Raw genomic sequence first — 25403 nt, forward strand, 5'->3', positions numbered from 1 at the left:
GGCGGTATTCGATGCGCCAGATGTGCATCGAATGTCCCGCCGTCATCGGGGATAAATCCCCTCCTCCCGGGGCAGCGGTGGCCATTGGGGGAAGCCCGGTCCAACCAAATCCAAGGTAGGACCGGACTTATCCGGGAAGCGTAGGCGCAGACACCGGACTGGATCAGGCTGAAGATGCTGACCAATCCGCCGCCATCGGGGACAAGTCCCCTCCTGCAATGGGTCCTTCTTCCTGCTTGATCACCACCGATACGTAGCACTCGCCTGCACAGTGCGTTGCGAGCCATACCAGCACCAGGAATAGTAATAGCAGGACGCGACGTATTCCTTGTTTGCCAGGTTGGTGACGTTCAGTGCCAGGCGCAGGTTATCCATCGGGCTGTTGATATTCGGGATGTCGTAATGCGCCGCTGCATCGAACAGCGTGTAGCCCGGCACTTTCAACGAATTGGCCTCATCGCCCCAGCTCGAACCCACATAACGCGCACCGCCGCCCACCCCAATGCCTTTGAGTTGGCCGTCACGGAAGGTGTAGTCGACCCAGGCCGAAGCCGTGTGTTTCGGAATGCCTGGCGGCGTAGTGCCTTCGGCGGTCAGCGCCGGGCCATTGGCCACACCGACAATGCCGGGTGAAACGCGAACCGTGCTGTTGGATTTGCTCACCTGATTGTCCAGATACGCATAAGCCGCCGTGATATCCAGGTTATCGCTCAGGCTCGCCTTGCCTTCGAGTTCAAAACCACGAGATTGCACTTCGCCAGTCTGCACCTGGCAACGGGCGCCATTGCACAGATTGGTCGGGATCGGGTCTTGGGTCAGCACGTTGCTGCGTCGTAAATCGAAGATCGCCGCCGTGATGAAACTATTGCTGCCCGGCGGTTGGTATTTGATCCCCAGTTCGTATTGCTTGCCTTCAGTTGGATCAAACGGCGTATTGCCAAAGCCCGTGCCCGATTGCGGCTCGAAGGATTCGGAATAGCTGATGTATGGCGCCAGACCGTTATCGAACAGATAGACCAGGCCCAGGCGGCCGGTGAACGCCTCGCTGTCCGTCGAGCTTTTGCTTTTCACGCCCGTGGTCAGGCGCTGCGAACTGTTGGTGCTGTCGGCCCAATCATAACGACCGCCCGCCAGCAACACCCATTTGTCCCACTTCAACTGCTCCTGCAAATACAGGCCTTTCTGCTGACTGCGCGCCGTAGCGTCGGTGCTGTAAGTGATGGGTGCGACCGGACGGCCATAAACCGGATCGAACAGGTCCAGCGACGGACCACTGCCGTTGCCGGATTTGGTGTCGGTGCTGGTGTTCTGGTAATCGGCGCCGAACAACACAGTGTGCTGCAACGGACCGGTGTCGAACTTGGCCTGGGCCTGGTTATCGAGCGTGTAGGAATCCAGATTCACATCGCTGCCGATGGTGTAGCGACCCATGGTGCGGTAGTCCGGCTGCAACGCGTCGCTGCCGTTGTAGATACTTTGATAGATGCCTTCGCTGCGCAGATAACGGGCATTCTGGCGCAAGGTCCAGACGTCGTTCAGATGATGTTCGAACAAGTAACCGACCGCGTAATACTTGCGGTCGCTCTTCTCGAAATCTTTTTCACCATCATAAAAATCCACGTCGATGTCACGGCCGGTCGGGCTGTGCAACACAGAACCATAAGCCGGGATCGAACCGTATGACGCGCCCTTTGGATCGGCCTGATAATTGGCCAGTAACGTCAGCGACGTATCTTCGCTCGGACGCCAGGTGAAGGCCGAGGCGATGGACTGGCGACGGGTTTCGGTGTGTTCGAGTTGTCCATCGGCATCGTCGTACAAACCCGAAAGGCGATAGGAGTACACGCCTTGGTCGTCAATCGGCCCGCCAAAGTCAAAGGTCGTACGCTTCTTGTCGAACGTGCCGTAGGTCATGCCGATTTCATGGAAAGGCGTTTCCGTCGGCAGCTTGCTGACCATGTTCACCACGCCGCTGGGGCTGGCCTGGCCATACAGCACCGACGAGGGGCCGCGCAGCACTTCAACGCGCTCCAGATCGAAGGAATCCTTCTGCGGCGACGCATCACGGCTGCCCGGCATGCGCAGGCCATCGAGGTAAGTCGCCGGGGAAAAGCCGCGAATGGTCAGCTGATCGAGTCGCGACGCGGTGGAACCACGGGTTTCCGGAACCACTGCAGCGGTATAGCGCAGGATCTGATTGAGACTCTGGGCACCCTGGGCGCGCATCTGGTCCTTGGTGACCACGGAAATCGACTGCGGCGTTTCGATCAACGCCGAATCGGTCTTGGTCCCGACCCGGCTGCGCGTGGCGACGTAACCGGCAACCGGTCCGGTCGGGCTTTCGTTCTGATAGGCGCCGCTGATGGCAGTAGCCTGCAACTCCAGGGTGCCGTCGGCGGCAGCGGGTGCCGCTTCGATTCGATAGCGATTGGCCGAAAGCGTCGTTGCGCGCAAACCGCTGCCGGCGAGCAGTTTCGCGATTGCCTCGTCAGTGCCGAACGCACCTTGCAACCCATTGCTGCGCTTGCCGCGAGTCAGGGCCGGATCGAATGCCAGGACCAGATTGGCCTGCTCGGCCAAGGCATTGAGCGCCTGGCTTAAATCGCCGGCCGGGATAGCGAAGCTGCGCGCCGCACTGGCGGGCTGGCCAGCGGCGGAATCAGCCGCGTGCAAAGGCGCTATGGCACACGCCATCAACACGGCAAGCGCCAGAGGATGCAACGAATTAACAGGGCGTGACATGAACGATCCTTCACTGTGAAATTAGGTTTTCCATAGCCATGACGGACGTGCGGGAAAAACAGACAGTGAATGAGAGCGATTTACATTCAAAACCTGAGGATTATTTTTTTGCCGCGAAATATTTCTTTCTCAATGGGGTTGAATTGTTCCTGCATAGGCGCCAACACTGTGAATGAGCGCAGACGAAATGAACCTGTTAACCGGTCGTGTCGTCCGATCTCATACGAGCAAGCCTTATAAGGGAAGAACTATGCAAATCCAGGTCAATTGCGATAACCACATCGAAAGCAGTATTCGACTGGAGGAGTGGGTACGTACCACCGTTGAAAGCACGCTCGAACGCTATGACGAAGATCTAACCCGGATCGAAGTTCACATCCGCGATGAAAACGGTGACAAGCCCGGCCCGCACGACATGCGCTGCCAGATGGAAGCCCGACCAAAAGGTCATCAACCTATTTCCGTTACCCACAAGGCCGATACGCTGGATCAGGCCGTAGATGGCGCAGCTGTAAAACTCGACCACGCCCTTGAACATCTTTTTGGCAAACTGCGTACCAAACGTCCGGGCGCTCCCGTGATCAATGACGCAGAACAGGAGTCGGTGAACCCGGACGCCCTGCTGCAAGAAGAATTTCTGGAAAAAGAGCAGGCCAAAGACACCGCCCTGCTGGGATGATCCCAACCGTTAGCTGAGCATTCAGCAACACTATGAAGAAGGGCGGGGTCGCCAAAACGACCCCGCCCTCTTTCGTTATGCCTTCTCTCCTCAAGCCCCGCTTACTCGGCCGGCTTGACCCAGACCAGCAGATCGGTGAAGTGCTCGACCTTGATCGGCAGGTTGTCAGCCAAAGTCGCCAGTGCAGCGTCGGTATCATTGAGCTGAAATACGCCGGAAACCCGCATCCCTTCCAGTGCCGCCGCGTCGAATTGCAACAGCCCATGTCGATAGCTCCCCAGCGCCTCCAGCACCTCGGCAAGCGGTCGGTCATCGACCTTGAGCAAACCGCGCGTCCAGGCCGCAGGATCTTCATTGCCGATCGATTGCGGTGTCTGCACCAGACCATCCTTGAGCGTCGCCTGTTGGCCGGCGCTTACCCGGACCGCCACGGAACTGTTGGCGTTGGCGGCGATGGCCGATTCCAGCACGCTGACCTGAACCGCGCCGTCCGCCCCACTACGCACCAGAAACCGTGTGCCCAGCGCCGTAATGGTGCCTTGCTCAGTGCGCACCACGAACGGTCGTTGCGGGTCCTTGGCGACCTCGACCCACACCTCACCGCGATGCAAATCGATTACCCGCCGCCGCTCGTCGAATTCAATGTCGACCGCCGAGTCACTGTTGAGCTGCAAATGGCTGCCGTCGGCGAGGACGACTTCGCGTCGTTCGCCGACATGGGTCCGCTGATCGGCCATCCAGACGGGCGCTTGATCGAGACTGAACCAGGCCAGCGCCAGGCTGCCGCATAAAGCGATGGTCTGGAGATAACGCCGTGACGACTTGCCCGGCGACCGCGCGAAAGCCTGGTCCAGCGCCATCCGCGCCGGAGCAGTCGGCAACTGCTCGAAACTGCCCCACAAGGATTGCATGCGCGCCACGGCCAAGAAGTGACGTGGATCTTCCTGTCGCCAGCTATTGAAGGCCTGACGATCAGCCGCCGTGACCCCGTCGTCGTGCAGCAACGCCAACCAGCTCGCGGCCTGGCCGATCATTGCTTCGGTCGGTTCGTACTCGGTGCTCATGCCAGGTGGCCCGAACCGTGCAGTGCTTTGTAGCAATGCACCAGCACGCTGGCCATGTACTGCTTGACCATGCTGCTGGAGACACCTAACACCGTGGCGATTTCGCTATAGGTCAGGCCGTCCAGACGATTGAGCAAAAATGCCTGACGCGGCTTGGCCGGCAAACCCTCCAGCATCTGGGCGATTTTTTCCAGAATCTCCAGGGCGGCGTGAATGGCTTCCGGGCTTGGAATAGAGGCTTCATCGGCATGCAGAGCAAGCGCATCAAGGTAAGCACGCTCAATCTTGCGCCGCCGCCCACCGTCGATCATCAGGCGCGTGGCCGTCGTCGTCAGGAAGGCGCGAGGCTCCTTGAGGTTGTGCGGTTCGGCCAGAGTGAGCACCCGAATGAACGCGTCATGGGCCAGATCGGCAGCGCGCTGCGAGCAACCGAGTTTTTTACGCAGCCAGCCGTGCAACCAGCTGTGATGGTCGGCGTAGAGTTCGGAGATTTGCCGCTGGCGGCTGATCAGGTCGCGATCAGATGCGGAGAAGTCGTGCATATGTCAATACTTCTCAAACACGAAAAATTATCATTAACGCGGAAGATGCCAGTTTTCAGCTCTAACAGCAAGCGTAGGAAATTTCCCATCAATCCACTTCAGCCGAGAACTAAAGTGCCAAAAGCCCAGTCAATTTATGCAGCCCCTTAAAGCAGGTAGCCGATAATGGACAACCCTTTTCAACAGATCACTGACGCGTTCCACCCTGATTATCGGGTGAACCTGAGCATTCAAGGGCTCGACGGCAGCATCATGCTGACCCTGTCCAACGAATCCGGCGTTGTCGCCAAACGCTTGATCAGCGCCGCCCAGCGCAACGATCCCAAGCGCCTGAACCGTTTGATTGAAAGCGTGCAATTCGGCATCGCGATCGAGCAAGGCCACAGCGCGATCAAGATCCTCGCGGCCATGACCGATGGCGACCTCAGGCAACTGGCCCCGCCACCGATACGCAGCAACTGGTTGCGCGATCGCCCACGATTGGCGGTCAGTGTTTAATGGCGTGTCATCGCGGTCGTGATGATGCGCAAGATTTTCACACCCCTCTGATGTCAGATTCAGGCCCGATTGCTGCACATTTTCAGCGGGCCTGAATACCTTCCCGACGATGATCTCTGTCAGTTTTCGGCCTTGTCCTTGACCGACGGGTACTTCGACGACGCGTATCGAACCACCAGGATCGAGAACGCCAGCAGCAATATCCCGCCACACAAATAAATGATCCCCAGATCAGGCGCATTGTGATGCGACACGTCGCCGATCAACAGCCGGGTCAGCGCGGTGATCGCCACATAGAGCAGGAAGCGGATCGGCATGTGGTTGGTCTTGAAATAGATACCCGTCATGGCACCCAGCTCAAGGTAGATAAACAGCAATAGAATGTCGTCGACGCTGATGCTGCCTTTTTCCAGCATGCCAATGAATGTCGTCACCGCCGCGTAAGCCGTGATCGCACCAATCCCGAACAGCGCCAGATAGTGAAAGGCTTCGACACAGAGATTGCCGAGGGAGTCGGCCTGGTCGTGCAGGTTCTTGCGCAGCTTTTCAGCCCATTTCAGTTCTGACATATCCAACACATCCTGTACAAAAATTAAACAGCACTTCCAGATTGAATGATGCTGCGGGCGCATGACACTTTGATTTGCCTGAATACCAAGCAGGAACGAGGCCATTAGCTATGGTTGAGAGCGTGGCGGGTTGTCGCAAGACACATCCATGATTGAAAAAGATGCATGAAGGCCACTATCCAGCGCGAAAAATTTCGCCTATGCTAGGCACTGTATAAAAATACAGTAGTCGTTAAAGACAACTATCGTGAAGGCATGTGAGGTGGTGAATGGCCGTCGAAGTGGTATACCGCAGCAGCCGAGATCTGGAGCGTTTGTTCATGGATAAAGCCGAAGCTGATCGTCATGACAAAATGCTCGAACTCGCTGAGTTGCTGGCAGCAGTGTTGAACAAGGCCGTGCCTTCCCTGAGCGAAGCCCAGGTCGAAGAAGCCGGGATTTATATGGCGAAGAATCGCGATATTTTTGCTCGTGCATTCAAGAGCCAACCGGATGCGTTGAATGAGTTGCTCAACGGTTCAGGGGCAGAGTAAGGCCCGGTCGACGTTAGAGGCCTTCCCGGATAAAACCACGATTGCAAAATCGCCGCGATCTTGTGGGACCGGATTTATCCGGGAAGACGTCGTTTCGATTCGCGAGCAAGCTCGCTCCCACGGAGACAGGTGACTCCCTGTTGGAGCGAGCGGGCAACACGCTCAGTCAGCTTTCTCCAGCTCATCCACCAACGCCCGGAAAAACCGCGCGGCTTCGCCGCCGGTCACAGCCCGGTGATCGAAGGTCAGTGACAGCGGCAAAATCGGGTGCACCACCACTTCGCCGTTGACCGCTACCGGCTCATCGCGAATCGCGCCCGCGCCGATGATCGCCACCTGTGGCGGGACCACGACCGGGCTGGCGTAACGTCCGAACAAGGTGCCGAAATTGGACAGGGTAATCGTTGCGCCCATCATTTCCTTCGGCGGGATCGACCGAGCCTGAACGTCTGCCCGCAGGCGGCTCATGCCTTCTTTCAGATCAGCCGACTCACGATTGCCCACATCGCGCAGGACCGGCACGAACAAGCCGTCCGGTGTGTCCACGGCAATGCCCAGATCCAGCTGCTGATGCTGCTTGATGGACAGGGATTTGCCATCAAACCCGCTGTTGAGTACCGGCTCCACTTTACAGGCGGCGGCCATGGCTTTGCCGAGCCTGATCAATGGGTCACGGGCTTGGGACCAGCGATGCAAATCGGCATCGCCATAGATCGTCACCGGTACCACTTCCGCATGGGACCGGGCCATATTCAGCGCCATGCTGCGTCTGACACCGCGCAGTTTTTCGCCGCCAAAACGGTCGCGGTCGGCCTGGGCTGCGCCCTCGACATCGGCACGGGTGATCAGGCCATCATTGCCAGAACCGCTCAACGCGCCAATGTCCACGCCCAATTGCCGTGCCAGTTGCCGGACCGCCGGTGTCGCTCTGGCGGCCAGGTGCTCGCGGGTGGACGGCGCGGCACCGACGAAAAACTGGTCATCCTGGCTGCCGCCACCTTCGAGACGTCCGACCACAGTGCCCGCATCGCCTTCGCCTTCGAATGCCATCAAGGGTTCGCCCACATGCAGGATGTCGCCATCGCCGCCGTAGACCTTGGCGACCACGCCGTCATAAGGCGCGGGAATGTCGACAATGGCCTTGGCGGTTTCCACTGAAACCATCAGTTGGTCGGCCTTGACCGTATCGCCGGCCTTGACGTGCCATTCGACGATTTCCGCTTCCTGCAAGCCTTCGCCCAGATCGGGCAGTTTGAAATATTTCATCGCAAGTCTCCTGAATCCGGGCCGTCAGGCAAAGTTGAGCGCTTGGTCGCAGGCGTGAAGAATGTCTTCCACGCCAGGAATGTACAGTTGCTCCAGTCGATACAGCGGCGGCGGAATATCCGGCGCCGTAACGCGGGCAATGGGCGCCTGCAAATCCAGCAAGACCCGCTCATAAAGACTGGCGGCGATCTCCGCACCGACGCCGCAGGAACGCGGCGCTTCGTGCACGATGACGCAGCGCCCGGTCTTGCGCACCGAGGCTTCGAGGGTGTCCAGATCCAGCGGTTTGACGCAGGCCACGTCGATCACTTCCGCCGAGATACCTTGTTCACTCAATGCAGCAGCGGCCTGCAAGGTTTCGTGGACGCTCGCGCCCCAACTGATCAGGGTGATATCGCTGCCTTCGCGCAGGGTGAAACAAGTATCCAGCGGCAGGCGCTTGCCGTCGTCGAGCAGCGGTTGCGGGTTCATGCGATACAGCCGGGTCGGCTCCAGGAAGATCACCGGATCAGGATCGTCGATGGCCGCCAGCAGCAAACCGTAAGCCCGCGCCGGCGAGGACGGTATGACCACGCGCAGGCCCGGGATGTGGGCGAACAAGGCTTCGGTGCTTTCGCTGTGATGTTCCGGCGCGCGAATGCCCGCGCCCATGGGCGAGCGCATGACCATCGGGCAACTCAGGCGTCCGCGCGTCCGATTGCGCATGCGGCTGGCGTGGGAAACCAGATGCTCCATCGCGGCATAGATAAAACCCATGAACTGGATTTCCACCACCGGTTTCAATCCCTGTGCCGCCATGCCGATGACCAGCCCGCCGAGCATGGTTTCCGCCAGTGGCGAATCGATCACCCGCTTGAAACCAAAACTGTCGCGCAGGCCTTGCGTGGCACGGAACACCCCGCCATTGACGCCAACGTCTTCACCCAGCACCACGACGTTTTCGTCTTCGGTCATGGCCCGATGCAAGGCGAGGTTGACCGCTTCCAGCAGGCTGACTTTTTCACTGCTCATGATGCTCACCTCCGGCGCGGCGTGCGGCCCGCTCAAGGAACCACTCACGCTGCTCGGCGAGCGCTGCTGGCCATTTGGCGTAGACGTGATCGATCACCGATTCCGGCGACTGAATCCCGGCTGCGTCGAACGCAGCAACGGCCTGTTGCACCAGCGCCTGGCATTCAGTGATGAGCGTCTGTTCGCGACCTTCGTCCCAAACGCCCTGACTGGCCATGAACGATTGCAGGCGTTTGATCGGCTCTTCCAGCCAAGCCTGTTTCACTTCTTCAGCCGCCCGGTAACGCGTGGCGTCATCCGCCGTGGTGTGATCGCCGAGCCGATAGCTCAGGCATTCCAGCAGCACTGGGCCTTTGCCTTTGCGCGCACGTTCCAGGGCAACCTGCATGCGATCGTAGACGGCAAGAATGTCGTTGCCGTCGACTTGTTCACCATGGAAGCCGGCCCCGATAGCTTTTTGCGCCAGGGTCGGCGCGCCGCACTGCATGCGCCGGGGCACGGAAATCGCCCATTGATTGTTGTTGATGACGAACACCACCGGCAATTGCCAGGCGCCGGCCACGTTCAGCGCTTCGAGAAAATCACCTTTGCTGGTCGCGCCGTCGCCGCAAGTGGTCACGGCAACTCGATGCTCGCCGCGAATCTTGAACGCGCTGGCCACGCCGCAAGCATGCAGCGCCTGCGTGGCAATCGGCACGCAGAGCGGGAAATCCTCAGCGACGGCCGGTTCGGCAAAGTTGCTTCCGCGCTCGTCACCGCCCCAATACAGAAGAATTTCTTCCATGCGCACGCCGCGCATCAGTTGCACGGCAGTGTCGCGGTAATACGGGATCAGTACGTCTTCGGGATGCATGAGGCTGCCGATGGCAACACCAATGGCTTCCTGACCAAGGGTCGGCGCGTAAGTCCCGATGCGCCCGGTACGCTGCAGGGCCACGGCTTTCTGGTCGAACAGCCGGGTCAAGACCATTTGCCGATAGAGACGGGTCAGGAGATTGAAGTCGTCGGCCCAGGGCGGCAGTTCACCTGTCAGGCGACCATCCGGGGCAAGGTAACGGGTATACGCAACATTGAGCCTGGTGCTGGGCATTGCTTTCTCCTTACACGCGGGATACGCGTGCTACACGAAACCTCGGCACTTGTGGCGACGAGGTTTTCAGGCGTCGGCAATCACCGGGTAAGGCGTGGACCGACGTTCAAGAGGTGCTCCGCCAGCATGTCAGCGACCCGCGCGGGTGAGCGCTTTTCCGCTTGTGCGTGGGCGTAGACCTCAGTCAATCGTTGGCCGATCTTGGCCAGATGCGCAGTGATGGTGGAGAGCGTTTCCCCGCGATGTTGCAGGGCGACGTAGATAAGTCCGCCGGAATTGATCACATAGTCCGGTGCATACAGAATGCCGCGATTCTCCAGTTGATCGGCGACCTGCAGACTGGTCAGTTGATTATTGGCCCCGCCCGCCACCGCCGCGCAACGTAGCTGCGCAACCGTTTTGCTGTTGAGCACCGCGCCCAACCCACAGGGCGCGAGGATGTCGCAGGGCGTGCTGAGCAGCGCTTCGCAGGCGATTGGATGGGCGCCGAACTGTTCCATGGCGAGTTGGACGCGTCCGCTGTCCAGATCGCTGACCAGCAAGTCGGCACCGGCCGCGTGAAGTTGTTCGGCCAGGGCGTATCCCACATGCCCCAATCCTTGAATCGCCACGCGCAACCCTTCCAGATTGTCGCTGCCCAGACGCGCCATGGCCGTGGTCCGAATCCCGGCAAACACGCCCATGGCGGTATGCGCCGAAGGATCGCCGGCTTCGGTGGTGCTGGTCACGTGCTGGGTGTGCTGTGCGATGCAGTCCATGTCGGCGCTGGAGGTTCCGCTGTCCACTGCCGTGATGTAACGCCCGTCGAGGCTTTCGACGAAGCGTCCGAAAGCCTCGAACAGTGCAGCGCGATCAGGAACATGGGCGGGACGCATGATGACCGCCTTGCCGCCACCTTGCGGCAAACCGGCGAGGACCGCTTTGTAACTCATGTTTCTAGCCAGACGGATGGCGTCCTCGATGGCGCTGTCTTCATCTGGATAGGCAAGATAACGACATCCACCCAAGGCAGGACCGCGCTGGCAATTGTCGATGGCGATCACTGCCTTCAGGCCGGTTTCGGGATCGACGACCAGATGCAGTGATTCGATGCGTGAACTGTGCATGAGAGCGAACATCGGCAGTGCTCCCGGAATACTTTTTTTCTAAGGCGATTATAGGCGCTGCTGGGAAAAATGATTGACCGCTGGTGCATGCGGGTAAAACACATCTGCGCTTACATTCGGCACTGGACGAAATCTGCGACGAGGGCTAAAACAAGTCATCGCTGCCAACATTCCAGTTGCCCGGATCCGGTCGGAGGGGTCGATGACGCCACGCCAGCATTGTCTGTCTTGCTTGCAGAAAAACCCTTGCGATGTGTTCGAGGCTGCGCTGTGGGTATCGGCCGAACATGACCCGCAGTTTCTCCCCCAGCACCTGCGCGCCGAAATGGATCAATTGCAGCGCCAGGTGAATAACGCCCTGCCCTCGCTGCCGCCTTCCGAGCTGGCCCAACCTTTATTGCGGCAACTCAATGCCATGGGGTTCGCCCAGGACGACTGGAACCCGCCCAAACCTGAGTCGGCGCTGCTGCACAAAGTGCTGCAACGGCGTCGCGGGCAACCCCTGGCCCTGGCGCTGATCGCCCTGGAAATTGCCAGACGGCTGGACATCAGACTCGAAGGGGTAAATTTCCCTGGTCATTTTCTGCTGCGGGTTCCGGGGGCCGACCATTTGCTGGACCCCTGTGGTGGGCGGCGCCTCTACCCGCAAGACTGCCGGGAACTGCTGGTTCGCCAGTTCGGACCAGACATGCAATTGCGCGCGGCGCACATGATTCGCGCCACGGAGTTGAGCATGCTGCAACGGCTTTCGCGCAATCTTCGCCATCTGCATCAACTGAACGATGACCTGTTGGCATCGCTTAAAGATGCTGATCGCGTGGTGGAACTGGGCCAGGCAACAACCGGGGATCATCTGATCCGGGCCGGCCTGTATCACGCCCTGGACTGTCCGCAGGCCGAACGATTTGATCTGGAACACGCTCTGCTCTTGAGCGACGATCCGCTTCAGCGCCTCAGACTCACCGAGCGGTTGAGTCAGCTGCCGTCGAGCAAAGCCATACACTGAACCGCTTGTGGCGACTGTTGCCGTCCATGCAACAGTTAATGTCGCAAACCACTGTTTTCCAATGCAATTAAACACTCTATTCTTGCCGCACTTAAGCAGGCCACTCAATTAACTCGCCTTGTTTACCCATCGATTTGCGCTGGCACGTTGCTGTCTCTGACGTACCGGACTTTTAGAGTGTATCGACGTTGATTTTATAGCTCCTGGATCTACGTCTTGTTTAGCCGGTGTTATACAGCGGCTTTTTTTTGCCCCCCACCAACTCATGGCCTTGAGCCATTACACCTTCGATTTCAACTTGGCTGGCAGGTGTTCATCCTTGATCTTTTCGCCATTTTTTATCCGTTTGTTCAGGGCCATCGTTCCATAGGTATCCCCTGTGGATGCAAACACCTGCAAATTTTTCATGACGTGGACCGTCTTGATGTAGTCCGGCAACAACAGTTTTGAATATTTGTCTCCGGTCAGTACTTTGGTCTGCATTTCATCGATGCGTTTGGCGAAGAATTCCAGAGCATTTATCTTGACATCCGGGTGGGAGATTTTGCCATCCTTGTCGAACTCCAGCGCTGCACGGCCCATCAGATCCGCAGTCAGGTTATCAATCAGACCAAAAGCCAGGAGTTGTTTGCCAACGTTTCCTAACTCTTCAGGACTTACCTGTTCCGCATCAAAGTCTTTGAACAATGGCCGAAGTTTATTTTGCTCCATAGACAGTGTATTGAGCGCGACAGGGTCCTCGCCGATCTCCAGCAAGATACGATTGGTATCGGCACTGGCTTTTTTAAGTGATGGATCTTCCAGCCGAGGCTTGATAATCACCTGTGGCATATTTGCATAACGATCAACCATTCCCATGATGCGGTTCCTTCTATGTCGAATGAAGTATTCATCGAACATATCGGGAACTGGCCGGGCGACTTTATAGACAGAACACCCCACGGGTTAAATCCAGACGGGTACTACTTGTCATATGGAATATTCTTACACCGCGCAATGAAGACTCCTAATTATCAACTGGTTAATCAGCCGTTTCGTTGCGCAATTAGATAGTTTTAGTTAACCCATATACCTCTGCAGATTAGCCATCATCTCTTTCAGTGCCTCAACGTTATCCTGCGGATGCACTGCGCCGCCGAAATCACTGATGACTTGCCATTGCGCGGCGACGTCTTCCGGGCTGAACCCCGCATGAGGATCGAAGCCTGCGCCGAGGCTTCGCTCCCAGCGGACTTTGCCGATCCAGCCGCCGCCCACTTCGAACAAACCGGCGCTGTCCTGGCATTGCTCGCTGCCCAGATACACAACTAACGGGCTGATCAGTTCCGGCTTCAGCAGCTCGAAGACATTGGGCGGGATCAGCCCTTCGGTCATTCGCGTGCCACCGGTTGGGGCGATGGCATTGACCAGAATGTTGTTCTTGCGACCTTCCAGGGCCAGGGTGCGTGTCAGGCCATAAAGCCCCAACTTGGCCATGCCGTAATTGGACTGGCCAAAGTTGCCGTAAATGCCGGAGGTCGACGAGGTAAATATCACCCGACCATAGTTCTGCTCGCGCAAGTGAGGCCAGGCCGCGTGCGTCACTTTATAAGCGCCTTCGACGTGCACGCGATAAACCAGATCCCAGTCGGCATCCTCCATTTTGGCAAAGGATTTATCGCGCAGAATTCCGGCATTGTTCACCACCACGTCGACACGGCCGAAAGCGTCCAGGGCGTTCTGGACGATCTTGTCGCCATCGGTTACCGAATCGTGATTGGCCACCGCCGTGCCGCCCGCTTCGCGAATCTCACTGACCACACGATCTGCCGCCGACGCGTTGGCGCCTTCCCCGCTGGCGGAACCGCCAAGATCGTTGACCACCACGCGAGCGCCATGGCGGGCAAACAGCAGCGCATGGGCGCGCCCCAATCCGCCGCCAGCACCGGTGACGATCACTACTTTGTCGTCGAAATGGACAGGTTCACTCATGACTAGCTCCAGGAAAGGTCGGCAGCAACGCGTTCGCATCAGTGTCGTCCACTCGACTTGCGGTCACAATCAAACCGATCCTCGCTGAATAGTGCTCGATAATGCCGCTGGATGCGCCGGGTCTCGGGTCGCGTCCGCTGTCCCTTCTTTTTCTATGGCGGCCCGGAACGCCAGATAGTGGCGAAGCACAAGCAACGGCGCTTCCATCTGCGGGTAATGACCGATTCCCTCCAGCAACACGGTATCGGCGTCGGGAATCAGCTGCCGGTAGCGCTCGACCATATGCGCGCCGGAAATCGGGTCGACCGCCCCGTCAATCACTCTCAATGGCACGCCTCCCGCCTGCATGGCGCTCACCCAGCGTTCACGTTGTTCGACGCGCTCCGGAATGTAGCGAATCAAGCGATGGAAAATTCGCGGGCCGTGGTTGGCCGTGATCAGGCTCCAAAGATCGTCCAGCTCACTTTCACTGGGAGCGGTGTCCGGACCGAAGATCCTGCTGAAGTTTTTGTCCAGACTGCCTCGATTGAACAAGCGGCTGAATATCCAGCCCACTGGACTCAGCAACAGCTTTTGCGCCAAGACCTGGCGGTGGGTTTCCGGAAACAGGCCGCCGTTGAGGAATACGCAACTGGCCATTGCAAAGCGCCCTTCGTGATGACGCGCCAACAGTTCCTGGGCAACGCTGTCGCCGTAATCATGGGCCAACACGTGAATCGGCCGAGCTTCATCCAGATGCTGCAACAAGGCTTGTTGCACATCAGCCTGCTCGATGAGGCTGTAAGCGCGGCGCGGCGGTTTGGCTGAGTCGCCGAACCCGAGCATGTCGCAGGCAATCACCCGATACCGCGCTGCCAAAGGTTGCCAGAGGTAATGCCAGTCCCAGCTGGCGGTCGGAAAACCGTGAATCAGCAACAAAGGCTCACCCTCGCCCGCCGTCCAGTAGCGAATGGCATGGCCCTTGAAGTCGAACGTCTGCCCACGGGTGCGCCAGATACGCAGCGGTATCTCGGTCAGCGGCATTATTGCTGGTAACCCGTATCGGTCAGGTCGAGTTTGCGCAGCAAGGCTGGCCAGGCAAGCGCGCCGCCCATGCCCTGAGTGCTTTTCGTCACGCCGGCCACCATGGCTTTCGCGCCTGCGAGAATCTGCCCGTCAATGGTAATCAACTGCGCCCCGCCACCTTGCGCCATGACCTGGATTTCGCAGGCGCGCTGGAAGATGAACATCATCAGGAAGGTATCGGCGATGCTAGCCGAACAGGTCAACAGACCATGGTTTTGCAGCATCAGAAAATTCGTTTCGCCCAGATCGAACTGCAGGCGGGCTTTTTCCTCATGATTGAGGGCAACACCTTCGTACGGATGGTAAGAAAGGCTCGACAGGACGAACAAGGATTGCTGACTGATCGGCAAAATCCCCTGCTGCTGCGCCGACACCGCTACGCCCGCAGCGGTGTGCGTGTGCAAGACGCAGGCGACGTCATGACGAACTTCATGGATGGCACTGTGAATGGTGAAGCCGGCAGGATTGATCTCGTAAGGGCTGGCCATCAGCTTGTTGCCCGCCTGATCGATCTTGACCAGACTCGATGCGGTGATCTCGTGGAACATCAGGCCGTAGGGATTGATCAGGAAATCATCGGTGCCCGGCACCTTGGCCGAGATGTGGGTAAAAATCAGATCGTCCCAGCCGTGCAGTGCAACCAGACGGTAGCAGGCAGCGAGGTCGACGCGGGTCTGCCATTCGGCAGGGCTGACCTGGTCTTTTACATTCAGTGGCGCATCGGGGGTGTGCAGAACATGGGTAGGGTTCACGGCGGTTCCTCGGCATTCAGGGATTGCTCTGGATGCCAAGTTTAGCCATGCCCTGCAAAAACGTCGGGGACCTGGCGGCCATTCTGACGGCTTAAAAGGCCAAAAGACCGCGCGTCATCCTGTAGGACCGGCTTGAGCCGGGAGTGTGATTTCCCGGCTGAAGCCGGTCCTGCAGGATCATGTTTGTCCTGCCCGGTGAAGTCGATTATTCGATCCGCTTTTTCAACAATTTGACGAACTGCTCCAGCCATGGCTCGGCGTCGGTCTCGGGTGTGACGCTTTCGCTGGCATCCAGGCGCAGCATTTCCTGTACTTCAACCACGCCCAGCTCCGCGAACAACTCGCGGATCTGCTCGCCGCCGGCGCAGAAGGTGTCACCGTAACTGGCATCGCCCAAACCAATGACACCGCCGGGCAAGCCGCGCCAGGCTGCTGGCAGAACATCGCGAATCTGCGAATAAACCGGCTGAATGTTGTCGGGCAGTTCACCCATGCCAGTGGTCGAGGTCACGAACAACAACGCCTGCGGGGCAAAGGATTGCAAACCTTCGAGGGTCACGCGCGAGTCTTGCAGGACCTCGAACCCGGCTTCGCGCAGGAGTTTCCCGGCGTGTCGAGCGACTTCTTCAGCCGATCCATAGACAGAACCGGAAACGATGGCGACTTTCATGAATCATCCTGTATCAGCGGAAAAACGTCGGACATTATGCCTCAAGCCAGCCCATGACCTAGAATGCTGTCTCTGCTCCCGGCTTCGGAACTCTCTTCATGATCAATGCAAAACTGCTGCAACTGGTGGTGGACGCTTCCAATGACGGCATTGTCGTCGCCGAGCAGGAAGGTGAAGACAATATTCTGATCTACGCGAACAAGGCATTCGAAATGCTGACCGGTTATCCGGTGGACGACATCCTGTATCAGGACTGCCGCTTCCTGCAGGGCGACGACCGGCAACAGCCAGCGCTGCAAGCGATTCGCGAAGCGGTCCACAGCGGCCAGCCTTGCCGCCAGATTCTGCGCAATTACCGCAAGGATGGCACGCCGTTCTGGAACGAATTATCGATAACGCCGGTGCTCAATGAGGCCGATCAGCTGACGTATTTCATCGGCATTCAGAAAAACGTCACCAAACAGGTAGAGGCTCAACAACGGGTGGTTGAGCTGGAAGTTGAATTGGCTATTGCCAAAGAGGAGATCGCCGCGTTAAAAAAACACATCAGTGCAACATAATGTGGAATTAATGGTCTGCTTCCCCAATAATCGGTTTTTTCGAGCCCTGTAATGTCACACGACAGTCTTCTCACCCAAGCTGAACTGGATTTTATCCAGAACATGCAGCACAACCCCAAACTGAACGTGCGCGATGCGACACGCAGCTTGACGGTGAACGGTGGGGTACACATTCAGGAACTGCTCACCCGTCTGGCGGCTCATGAGCAAGTGACGATCCAGGCGCAATTCGCCAACCAGCAGATGACGTTCCCGCTGCACCTGGTGGAGGACGAGTTTCACGCCTTGCACCTGGAGTTGGGCGCGCCGAGTATTTTCGAAGAAGGACCGCGAATTCGTCCGTGGCGCCTGACGCTGCAAGAGCCCGTGCCGCTGGAGACCGAAAAAGGCACTCCGACGGCGTTATGGGTTCATGAGGTTTCGTTCAAAGGCGTGCTGCTGGAAAATCGTCGGTCGACCAAACCGCCAAAAAACTTCTCCGCCTGGTTCGCGCCTGTCGGGCACGCGCCCATTGCGCTTCGTGGCACGTTTGAACGCCTCACCGAGTCAGGGCTTGCGGCGTACCGTCTCAGCCAGCGCAACAAGGAAGAAACCGAACGGCTGCGCCAGTACATCCTTCAGGAACACCAGCGCGTTTATCCAACCATGCATCGCTGATCGGTGCCGCAAAACCCTTCCCGTACGCCATCACGTATCCAGATGCCCCTCGATGAATTGCCGCAAGCGCCGCTGCATGAAGCCGCCTTCGCTGCCAATACACGCCACCGGCGATCCATCGAGACTTTCCTGCGCCAGATCGGCACCCTCTCCTGCCAGCACCAGCGGACAGTCAAGCGCCAATGCCAGGCGTTTGAGTCGGCGCGGCAAATCAAGGGCCGGCGGGTGATTGGTAAATAGCACAACTGCCAGCGGACGAACCTTGCCGCAGACCAGTGTCAGTTCTTCCAGCGGCTGGCCCAACGCCAGAACCTGAATATCGAAGTCAGGACTGCCCAGCAATAATCCCGCCACCCACAGTTCCAGTTCCCGGCATTGCCCCGGCAGGCCTGCGAGCACCACCTTCTTCTCGGTCAACCCATTCGATAATTGCTGGCGCTGCAAGGCACGCGCACGCAGGAAGCTGTCGAGAAACAGCCATTCGCTGACCTGGCCGAAACGGTCGTGATGCAGCAACAATTCACGCCAGACCGGCAGCAGGATGTCCTGAAATACCACCGTCATCGGATAGCTGGAAAACACCTGGCCGTACAGTTGTTCCAGACGGCGCTCATCGAAGGAGCCGGCGGCCTGTCGTACTTGCGACTGCCATTCGCCCCACTCTCCCAGCGCAATATCGCTCTCGGGCGCCACCGCCTGAATACGCGCAGCCTGGGTCTTGGCGAGAATCTTGCTGACTTTGCTCACCGCCACGCCGCGTTCGATCCAGCCCAGAATGCTGCGCACTTCATCGATATCCGCCTGAGAATACAGACGATGACCACTTTCCGTGCGGGTCGGCTGAATCAGGCCATAGCGCCTTTCCCACGCGCGCAAGGTGACCGGATTGATGCCGGTCATGCGCGACACTTCACGGATCGGGAACAATTCTTCCTGCTTCAGATCTTGCTTGAGGCCGCTTGAAACAGAGCGGCCAGTGAGAGATTCAGTCATGACAGGGATCGCATGGACACAGTGGGCCGCATTGTACCCCTGTGGACCGGTCTTTCGCTAAAACCCCCTGCGACTCGCGCTGATGTAGACGAAGTGATGAAAGCCTATGGCTTATTTATGAATTTCAGGAATAATCCTTGCTTGCTAAAACGCGAAGCTGACGCAGCCCACTATCCCGGCGCCTCGTCATGTGACTTCCCTATCCGGGAATCTCACTCGTTTATCGGAGATACACAATGTCTACCACCCCCGTCACCTTGATGGTTGCTCGTCGCGTGGCCCACGGCCGCTACCAGGAACTCATGACCTGGCTGCATGAAGGCGAACAACTGGCCACCGACTTCCCCGGTTACCTGGGTTCGGGTGTTCTCGCGCCTCCGCCAGACGATAACGAATTCCAGATTATTTTCCGCTTCGCCAACGCTGAAACCATGCACGCCTGGGAGCATTCCGCCTCGCGAAGCTCCTGGTTGGTGCGCGGCAGCGGTCTGTTTGCGCAACCTTCGGAACATCGGGTCAGCGGTATCGATGGCTGGTTCGGCGCAGTCGGCCAGCGCCCGCCACGCTGGAAACAGGCCGTGGCGATCTGGCTGGCGTTTTTTCCAGTCTCGCTGCTGTTCAATTTCGTGCTCAGCCCGCTGCTCAATGAGCTGCAGCTGCTGCCACGCGTGCTGATCAGCACCTTGTTGCTGACGCCGCTGATGGTGTTCTGGTTTATCCCGCTGTCGACGCATTTGCTGTCGTCGTGGTTGAACAGCACGCCGACACCCCGCACGACTACGCAATCGGCTCACTCACGGTGAGCCCAACTCACAACCTGTACAAACACCAGTAACAATGTACAGTTTTTGCGTAAGTTTTAACGCCCTTGCCCTAAACCTTCCACGTGGCGATCTCTCTTGCCTCAGGGTTATAGAGCGGTGACTGGCGCGGTCTGAGTGCACGCAGTTGTACAAGAGTACCCATTGGTATAACTTTGCTGCAGCTAGCGGCCAGCAAAGGTCGACACCCAATGATTCCGACGTGCGAGCGCTCATGGCTTTGTCTCCTGCCCCGATCCTGATCACTGGCGCCAGTCAGCGCGTTGGGCTGCACTGCGCGCAGCGCCTGCTGGCGGACGGCCAGGCAGTGATCATCAGCTACCGCAGCGAGCACCCCGAAGTTGAACAGCTACGCGCGGCAGGCGCCATTGCGATTCATGGCGATTTTTCGTCCGAAGCAGGCGTCCTGCAATTTATCGCCGCACTGAAAAACCACACCGACAGCCTGCGGGCCATCGTCCACAATGCTTCAGAGTGGCTGGCGGAAACGCCTGGCGACGAAGCACAAGTCTTTACCCGGATGTTCAACGTCCATATGCTCGCGCCCTACCTGATCAACCTGCATTGCGAGCAGTTGTTGCATCGATGCGAGGTCGCGGACATTATCCATGTCAGCGATGACGTGACCCGCAAAGGGAGCAGCAAGCACATCGCTTATTGCGCCAGCAAAGCAGGACTCGACAGCCTGACCTTATCGTTCGCCGCCAGGTTCGCGCCACGGATCAAGGTCAATGGCATCGCCCCGGCCCTGTTGATGTTTCAACCTCATGACGATTCGGCCTATCGCGCCAAAGCCCTGGCGAAATCGGCCATGGGCATCGAGCCCGGTCCCGAGGTGATTTACCAAAGCCTGCGTTATCTGCTGGATAACCCGTATGTCACCGGCACAACCCTTACCGTAAACGGCGGACGGCACGTCAAGTAAGCTGCCCCGAGGATCCTTTTGATGAGCTCATCCCTGCCACAGCACTACCGCGAGATTCTCGTCGGTCTGGGCGAAAACCCTGACCGCGAAGGCCTGCTGGATACCCCGAAACGCGCCGCCAAAGCGATGCAATACCTGTGTCATGGCTACGCGCAGAGCGTCGAGGAAATCGTCAACGGTGCGCTGTTTGCCTCCGACAACGATGAAATGGTCATCGTCCAGGACATCGAGCTGTACTCGCTGTGCGAACACCATCTGCTGCCCTTTATTGGCAAGGCGCATGTGGCTTACATCCCGACTGGCAAAGTGCTCGGCTTGTCCAAGATCGCCCGTCTGGTGGACATGTTCGCCCGCCGCCTGCAGATCCAGGAAAACCTGACCCGGCAGATCGCCGACGCGATTCAGGAAGTCACCAACGCCGCTGGTGTGGCAGTGGTTATCGAAGCCAGACACATGTGCATGATGATGCGCGGCGTCGAAAAGCAGAACTCGACCATGAACACCTCGGTGATGCTCGGCGCATTCCGTGATTCGAGCACGACCCGTCTGGAATTCCTGCAATTGATCGGACGGAGCAGAAACTGATGGCAAGACTTGAACCAGGCACCGCACGCATCCGGGTCAAGGACCTGTGCCTGCGCACCTTCATCGGTATCAACGAAGATGAAATCGTCAATAAACAGGACGTGCTGATCAACCTGACGATTCTTTATGCCGCTCAGGAAGCCGTGCGCGACAACGACATTGGCCACGCCTTGAACTACCGCACCATCACCAAAGCCATCATTCAGCACGTCGAAGGCAATCGTTTTGCCTTGCTCGAACGCCTGACCCAGGAAGTGCTGGACCTGGTGATGAGCTACGAACCCGTGCTGTACGCCGAAGTCGAAGTCGACAAGCCCCATGCCCTGCGTTTCGCCGAGTCGGTGTCGATCACCCTCGCCGGGCAGCGCTGAAACTCTTATCATTGCGCCCTTAATTGCCTGCGAAGAGCCCATCATGACCCCGCAAGAACGCCTCGAACTCGAAGCCGCCGCCTTTCGCCGACTGGTCGCGCATCTGGACAGTCGCAAGGACGTGCAGAACATCGACCTGATGAACCTTTCCGGTTTCTGTCGCAACTGCCTGTCCAAATGGTACAAGGCCGCGGCAGATGAAAAGCACATCGACGTCAGCCTCGACGAAGCCCGCGAAGTGGTTTACGGCATGCCGTACAGCGAGTGGAAAGCTCAATATCAGCAAGAAGCCAGCGCCGAACAGCAAGCGGCGTTCGCCAAGGAACACAAGCATGACTGATCTGAATACCCTGCGCGCCAGTCTGGCGCGTGGCGAACATCTGTTTGCCGACACACTGGCCGTCATCGCGACCGGCTATGACTACCAGCCGCAAGCGTTCAGCAACGGCCCGGTTGAAAACGCTGCCGGGCAAAACGAAGGCTCGTGCAAAACCCTGGGCCTCGCGTTGCTCGAAGGGTTGAGCAATGAAGAGGCCTTGCTGGCATTTGGCGAGCATTACCGTTCGGTACAAGCCACGCCAGACGGCAGCGACCACGGCAACATCCGCGCATTGATCGCCCACGGCCTGGCCGGGGTAACGTTTGCGGGTGAGCCGCTTACGCGCAAGGGCTGAGCCTTTTCACGAGCCTACGGACATCGTGCGAGCTTGCTCGCGAAAAATGTGGCCACCGGGTTTATCCAGGCAGCACGCCGTATCGATGACGTCCTTCGCGAGCAAGCTCGCTCCCACGGGGGATATGTACGCATTCTCCTGTGCAGACTGTGTGGGACCGGATTTATCCAGGAAAGGGCCAGTGCTCACGCCGTAAATCTGTGTCGCCGCCACGAACACCTCGCGAATAAATTCGCTCCTACACTTCAGGTACGGGCCACGCCGATTCAAAGCCGCTCTGGCTCTGGCTCTGGCTCTGGCTTTGTTTTTGATCTTGATCTTAGGCGCCCCGTCAAACCACGCCGGCCGAACTTCGATGTTGAGTTGCAGGGTAAACCGGCAGGACGCCGGTTTAGCCGCACTGGGCCAGGGATGGCCCTTTGCGGCGGCCCTGCAAATCAATGTCGGAGTTCGGGCATGCCGAGCCTGGGCGAGGGACCGAGTGGTGGGGCAAGAGCCTTTTGCTTACTTTTGGGCTTCAAAAGTGAGGCGCCGTAAGGGCGCAACCCTAAGTCGCCGTGACCGCAGCAACGGATATGTACCCAGTCAACAAACCGGGTTTATCCAGACAGCACGCGCTGTTGTTGACGTTCTTCGCGAGCAAGCTCGCTCCCACACAGTCGGCACAGGAGGCATGCGTACATATCCGTTGTTGCCTCGCCTGGGCTCGACAGACCCTCGCTCCGGTTCTGCTCCGTGGGCCCGCCGCCATCGGCCATCCCTGGCCAAGGGCGGCTAACCCGGCATCCATGCCGGGTTGCCCACTGCGCAAAACCTGCGCTCGGCCTTCCGACGGGGCAGGTCAAGATCAAAAGCCAGAGCCAAAGCCAGAGTCCTTCGCGAGCAAGCTTGCTCGCACGAACGCCTCGCGAATAAATGCGCTCCTGCACTTGAAATACCGACCACACAGATTCAACGCGGCTTTGGCTCTGTTTTTTGATCTTGATCTTAAGCGCCCCGTCAAACCACGCCGGCCGAACTTCGATGTTGAGTTGCAGGGTAAACCGGCAGGACGCCGGTTTAGCCGCACTGGGCCAGGGATGGCCCTTTGCGGCGGCCCTGCAAATCAATGTCGGAGTTCGGGCATGCCGAGCCTGGGCGAGGGACCGAGTGGTGGGGCAAGAGCCTTTTGCTTACTTTTGGGCTTCAAAAGTGAGGCGCCGTAAGGGCGCAACCCTAAGCCGCCGTGACCGCAGCAACGGATATGTACCCAGTCAACAAACCGGGTTTATCCAGACAGCACGCGTTATCGTTGACGTCCTTCGCAAACAAGCTCGCACACAAGTTCTGCCACAAAAAAACCGGCCTGAGCCGGTTTTTTTATTACCGCAAAACACTATCAGAACGAGGCGTTGGCCAAACCGTCCAGATACCGTTCAACGTCCAGTGCTGCCATGCAACCCGCACCGGCCGAGGTGATCGCCTGACGGTAAACGTGGTCAGCCACGTCGCCCGCAGCGAAGACACCTTCCACGCTGGTAGCAGTCGCATTGCCTTCACGGCCGCCCTGCACAACCATGTAGCCGTCTTTCAACGCCAGTTGACCTTCAAACAACGAAGTGTTCGGCGTGTGACCAATAGCGATGAACACACCATCGACTTTCAGCTCATCGCTGCTGCCATCGTTGTTCTTCAAGCGAGCACCGGTCACGCCCATGTTGTCACCCAGGACTTCGTCCAGCGTGGCATTGAGCTTGAGCTCAATCTTGCCTTCGGCGACCCGCGCGTGCAGCTTGTCGATCAGGATCTTCTCGGCGCGAAAGGTTTCGCGCCGGTGTACCAGAGTCACCTTGCTGGCGATGTTGGCCAGGTACAGCGCCTCTTCAACAGCGGTGTTACCGCCGCCGACCACAGCCACTTCACGGTTGCGATAGAAGAAACCGTCACAGGTGGCGCAGGCGGAAACGCCTTTGCCCATGAACGCCTCTTCGGACGGCAGACCCAGATAGCGGGCGCTGGCGCCGGTGGCAATGATCAAGGCATCGCAGGTGTAAGTGCCGTTATCGCCCTTGAGGCTGAACGGTTTGCCGGCCAGATCGACCGCATTGATGTGGTCAAACACGATCTCGGTTTCAAACCGCTCGGCATGCTCACGCATGCGATCCATCAGCGCCGGGCCAGTAAGGCCATGCGGATCGCCGGGCCAGTTGTCGACTTCAGTGGTGGTGGTCAACTGGCCGCCGGACTGCATACCGGTGATCAACAGAGGCTTGAGGTTGGCGCGAGCGGCATACACCGCAGCGCTGTAACCGGCAGGGCCGGAGCCGAGAATAATCACTCGGGAATGACGTACATCAGACATGACACACTCCTATCGACCGACCATCTATGCCGTGGTCGGAACGGCTGGAATAAAAAAGGACCACCGAAAGCACTTGGGGAAGGCTCACAACACGGCAGTCCGGAAAAGGCTGTGGCTGCGACTCAAGCCGCAGCGACGGATTACAGGCTGGTAGCGTTCTGCGCCAGGTAATCAGCAACGCCTTGAGCGTCGGCTTTCATGCCTTTTTGACCTGGACGCCAGCCGGCAGGGCAGACTTCGCCGTGCTCTTCAGTGAACTGTAGCGCTTCCACCAGACGCACCATGTCATCTACGTCACGACCCAACGGCAGGTTGTTCACAACCTGGTGCTGTACCACGCCTTCGCGGTCGATCAGGAACGATGCACGAAGGGCAACGCCATCATCGTGCTCGATGCCATAGGCGCGAGTGATTTCGTGTTTGACGTCGGCAACCATGGCGAACTGAACTTCACCAATGCCGCCCTTTTCCACCGGCGTGCTGCGCCAGGCGTAATGAGTAAACTGCGAATCGATGGAAACGCCAACCACTTCAACGCCCAGATCGCGGAATTTAGCGATGCGGTTGTTGTGGGCGATGATTTCCGATGGGCATACGAAAGTGAAATCCAGCGGCCAGAAAAACAGCACCACGTATTTGCCGCGCAGCGAAGAAAGCTTGAAGCTGTCGACGATGGAACCATCGCCCAATACGGCCGCTGCGTCGAAGTCCGGTGCCTGTTTGTTAACCAGTACGCTCATGAAGTCTCCCAAGAGGTTCAGATTTAATAGGAAAGGGTGGATAAGTTGGCGTGCAGCTTATCGAGGGTGCCAAGATTAAGGAAATATCGTTTCACAATCCACCTCATAGCCGGGGCCTATCCTGAGGCGTTGCTCCTTTCACCCCCGCACCAAAGCCGGTAAGGTCGGCGGG

28 protein-coding genes are annotated in these 25403 nt (G+C 58.2%); 12 read left to right on the plus strand and 16 right to left on the minus strand.

What is annotated here, in order from left to right:
* Positions 1-240 precede the first annotated feature (240 nt).
* Positions 241-2742: a TonB-dependent siderophore receptor gene (locus CFII64_RS28735; protein WP_020294410.1), complete on the minus strand. Its 2502-nt coding sequence runs from the start codon at positions 2740-2742 to the stop codon at positions 241-243.
* Positions 2743-2992: 250 nt separating this feature from the next.
* On the opposite strand from CFII64_RS28735, the gene CFII64_RS28740 reads away from it, so the two are divergent.
* Positions 2993-3421 carry an HPF/RaiA family ribosome-associated protein gene (locus CFII64_RS28740; protein WP_020294411.1) on the plus strand — a complete coding sequence of 143 codons (429 nt, stop codon included), beginning with the start codon at positions 2993-2995 and terminating at the stop codon, positions 3419-3421.
* A gap of 101 nt (positions 3422-3522) precedes the next feature.
* Here the strand turns inward: CFII64_RS28740 and CFII64_RS28745 are convergent, their stop codons facing one another.
* Both CFII64_RS28745 and CFII64_RS28750 read right to left on the minus strand, forming a co-directional pair.
* A complete protein-coding gene (locus CFII64_RS28745; RefSeq protein ID WP_020294412.1) occupies positions 3523-4485 on the minus strand; it encodes a FecR family protein in 963 nt (320 codons plus the stop codon).
* Entirely contained in the window at positions 4482-5027 is a 546-nt protein-coding gene (locus CFII64_RS28750; RefSeq protein WP_020294413.1) for a sigma-70 family RNA polymerase sigma factor, read from the minus strand. Before CFII64_RS28750 ends, CFII64_RS28745 begins: the two co-directional genes overlap by 4 nt.
* A gap of 165 nt (positions 5028-5192) precedes the next feature.
* On the opposite strand from CFII64_RS28750, the gene CFII64_RS28755 reads away from it, so the two are divergent.
* Complete coding sequence (locus tag CFII64_RS28755) at positions 5193-5525, plus strand: DUF3509 domain-containing protein (protein ID WP_020294414.1); 333 nt, start codon at positions 5193-5195, stop codon at positions 5523-5525.
* A gap of 119 nt (positions 5526-5644) precedes the next feature.
* On the opposite strand, the gene CFII64_RS28760 is transcribed toward CFII64_RS28755, so the two are convergent.
* Positions 5645-6094: a phosphate-starvation-inducible protein PsiE gene (locus CFII64_RS28760; RefSeq protein WP_020294415.1), complete on the minus strand. Its 450-nt coding sequence runs from the start codon at positions 6092-6094 to the stop codon at positions 5645-5647.
* A gap of 269 nt (positions 6095-6363) precedes the next feature.
* Here CFII64_RS28760 and CFII64_RS28765 point away from each other — a divergent pair, with 269 nt between their 5' ends.
* Positions 6364-6627, plus strand: coding sequence for a YebG family protein (locus CFII64_RS28765; RefSeq protein ID WP_020294416.1), 264 nt, complete (start codon positions 6364-6366; stop codon positions 6625-6627).
* A 162-nt stretch (positions 6628-6789) separates the two neighbouring features.
* Here the strand turns inward: CFII64_RS28765 and CFII64_RS28770 are convergent, their stop codons facing one another.
* From CFII64_RS28770 to CFII64_RS28785, 4 genes are all read right to left on the minus strand, one after another.
* Positions 6790-7893, minus strand: a complete 1104-nt coding sequence (locus CFII64_RS28770) for a dihydrolipoamide acetyltransferase family protein (protein WP_020294417.1) — start codon at positions 7891-7893, stop codon at positions 6790-6792.
* A 24-nt stretch (positions 7894-7917) separates the two neighbouring features.
* A complete protein-coding gene (locus CFII64_RS28775) occupies positions 7918-8904 on the minus strand; it encodes an alpha-ketoacid dehydrogenase subunit beta (protein WP_020294418.1) in 987 nt (328 codons plus the stop codon).
* Positions 8894-9994, minus strand: coding sequence for a pyruvate dehydrogenase (acetyl-transferring) E1 component subunit alpha (pdhA, locus tag CFII64_RS28780; protein ID WP_020294419.1), 1101 nt, complete (start codon positions 9992-9994; stop codon positions 8894-8896). Before pdhA ends, CFII64_RS28775 begins: the two co-directional genes overlap by 11 nt.
* 80 nt (positions 9995-10074) lie before the next feature.
* Positions 10075-11112 (minus strand): Glu/Leu/Phe/Val dehydrogenase dimerization domain-containing protein, encoded by a 1038-nt coding sequence (locus CFII64_RS28785; protein ID WP_020294420.1) that lies wholly within the window; start codon positions 11110-11112, stop codon positions 10075-10077.
* 190 nt (positions 11113-11302) lie between these two features.
* On the opposite strand from CFII64_RS28785, the gene CFII64_RS28790 reads away from it, so the two are divergent.
* Positions 11303-12106 carry a SirB1 family protein gene (locus CFII64_RS28790; RefSeq protein ID WP_044901810.1) on the plus strand — a complete coding sequence of 268 codons (804 nt, stop codon included), beginning with the start codon at positions 11303-11305 and terminating at the stop codon, positions 12104-12106.
* Between the two features lie 279 nt (positions 12107-12385).
* Here the strand turns inward: CFII64_RS28790 and CFII64_RS28795 are convergent, their stop codons facing one another.
* From CFII64_RS28795 to CFII64_RS28815, 5 genes are all read right to left on the minus strand, one after another.
* A complete protein-coding gene (locus CFII64_RS28795) occupies positions 12386-12964 on the minus strand; it encodes a hypothetical protein (protein WP_020294422.1) in 579 nt (192 codons plus the stop codon).
* Positions 12965-13165: 201 nt separating this feature from the next.
* Positions 13166-14077, minus strand: coding sequence for an SDR family oxidoreductase (locus CFII64_RS28800; protein ID WP_020294423.1), 912 nt, complete (start codon positions 14075-14077; stop codon positions 13166-13168).
* Between the two features lie 69 nt (positions 14078-14146).
* A complete protein-coding gene (locus CFII64_RS28805) occupies positions 14147-15100 on the minus strand; it encodes an alpha/beta fold hydrolase (protein ID WP_020294424.1) in 954 nt (317 codons plus the stop codon).
* The gene (locus CFII64_RS28810) at positions 15100-15876 is read right to left on the minus strand and encodes a class II aldolase/adducin family protein (protein WP_044901819.1); all 777 of its coding nucleotides are present in this window, start codon (positions 15874-15876) and stop codon (positions 15100-15102) included. The genes CFII64_RS28805 and CFII64_RS28810 overlap by 1 nt, the downstream gene beginning before the upstream one ends.
* 223 nt (positions 15877-16099) lie before the next feature.
* Positions 16100-16564, minus strand: coding sequence for a flavodoxin (locus CFII64_RS28815; RefSeq protein WP_020294426.1), 465 nt, complete (start codon positions 16562-16564; stop codon positions 16100-16102).
* 98 nt (positions 16565-16662) lie between these two features.
* Here CFII64_RS28815 and CFII64_RS28820 point away from each other — a divergent pair, with 98 nt between their 5' ends.
* On the plus strand, positions 16663-17124 hold the full coding sequence (locus tag CFII64_RS28820) for a PAS domain-containing protein (RefSeq protein ID WP_020294427.1): 462 nt from the start codon (positions 16663-16665) through the stop codon (positions 17122-17124).
* A 51-nt stretch (positions 17125-17175) separates the two neighbouring features.
* Positions 17176-17781: a hypothetical protein gene (locus tag CFII64_RS28825; protein ID WP_020294428.1), complete on the plus strand. Its 606-nt coding sequence runs from the start codon at positions 17176-17178 to the stop codon at positions 17779-17781.
* 30 nt (positions 17782-17811) lie between these two features.
* Here CFII64_RS28825 and CFII64_RS28830 read toward each other — a convergent pair whose 3' ends face one another.
* Positions 17812-18774: a MerR family transcriptional regulator gene (locus CFII64_RS28830; protein ID WP_020294429.1), complete on the minus strand. Its 963-nt coding sequence runs from the start codon at positions 18772-18774 to the stop codon at positions 17812-17814.
* A gap of 236 nt (positions 18775-19010) precedes the next feature.
* Here CFII64_RS28830 and CFII64_RS28835 point away from each other — a divergent pair, with 236 nt between their 5' ends.
* The 6 genes from CFII64_RS28835 (at position 19011) to CFII64_RS28860 (ending at position 22150) form a co-directional block, all read left to right on the plus strand.
* On the plus strand, positions 19011-19577 hold the full coding sequence (locus CFII64_RS28835) for a hypothetical protein (protein WP_020294430.1): 567 nt from the start codon (positions 19011-19013) through the stop codon (positions 19575-19577).
* Positions 19578-19815: 238 nt separating this feature from the next.
* Complete coding sequence (gene folM, locus CFII64_RS28840; protein WP_177325469.1) at positions 19816-20520, plus strand: dihydromonapterin reductase; 705 nt, start codon at positions 19816-19818, stop codon at positions 20518-20520.
* A gap of 21 nt (positions 20521-20541) precedes the next feature.
* Positions 20542-21105: a GTP cyclohydrolase I FolE gene (folE, locus tag CFII64_RS28845; protein WP_020294432.1), complete on the plus strand. Its 564-nt coding sequence runs from the start codon at positions 20542-20544 to the stop codon at positions 21103-21105.
* Positions 21105-21476, plus strand: a complete 372-nt coding sequence (folX, locus tag CFII64_RS28850) for a dihydroneopterin triphosphate 2'-epimerase (protein ID WP_020294433.1) — start codon at positions 21105-21107, stop codon at positions 21474-21476. Before folE ends, folX begins: the two co-directional genes overlap by 1 nt.
* A gap of 43 nt (positions 21477-21519) precedes the next feature.
* Complete coding sequence (locus CFII64_RS28855; RefSeq protein ID WP_020294434.1) at positions 21520-21816, plus strand: DUF1244 domain-containing protein; 297 nt, start codon at positions 21520-21522, stop codon at positions 21814-21816.
* Entirely contained in the window at positions 21809-22150 is a 342-nt protein-coding gene (locus CFII64_RS28860; RefSeq protein WP_020294435.1) for a HopJ type III effector protein, read from the plus strand. The genes CFII64_RS28855 and CFII64_RS28860 overlap by 8 nt, the downstream gene beginning before the upstream one ends.
* 1378 nt (positions 22151-23528) lie before the next feature.
* Here CFII64_RS28860 and trxB read toward each other — a convergent pair.
* Together trxB and CFII64_RS28875 are read right to left on the minus strand one after the other, a co-directional pair.
* Entirely contained in the window at positions 23529-24491 is a 963-nt protein-coding gene (trxB, locus tag CFII64_RS28870; RefSeq protein ID WP_020294437.1) for a thioredoxin-disulfide reductase, read from the minus strand.
* A 140-nt stretch (positions 24492-24631) separates the two neighbouring features.
* On the minus strand, positions 24632-25231 hold the full coding sequence (locus tag CFII64_RS28875) for a peroxiredoxin (protein ID WP_020294438.1): 600 nt from the start codon (positions 25229-25231) through the stop codon (positions 24632-24634).
* Positions 25232-25403: the final 172 nt, after the last annotated feature.

It is taken from the genome of Pseudomonas sp. CFII64, assembly GCF_000416235.1.
GTDB lineage: Bacteria > Pseudomonadota > Gammaproteobacteria > Pseudomonadales > Pseudomonadaceae > Aquipseudomonas.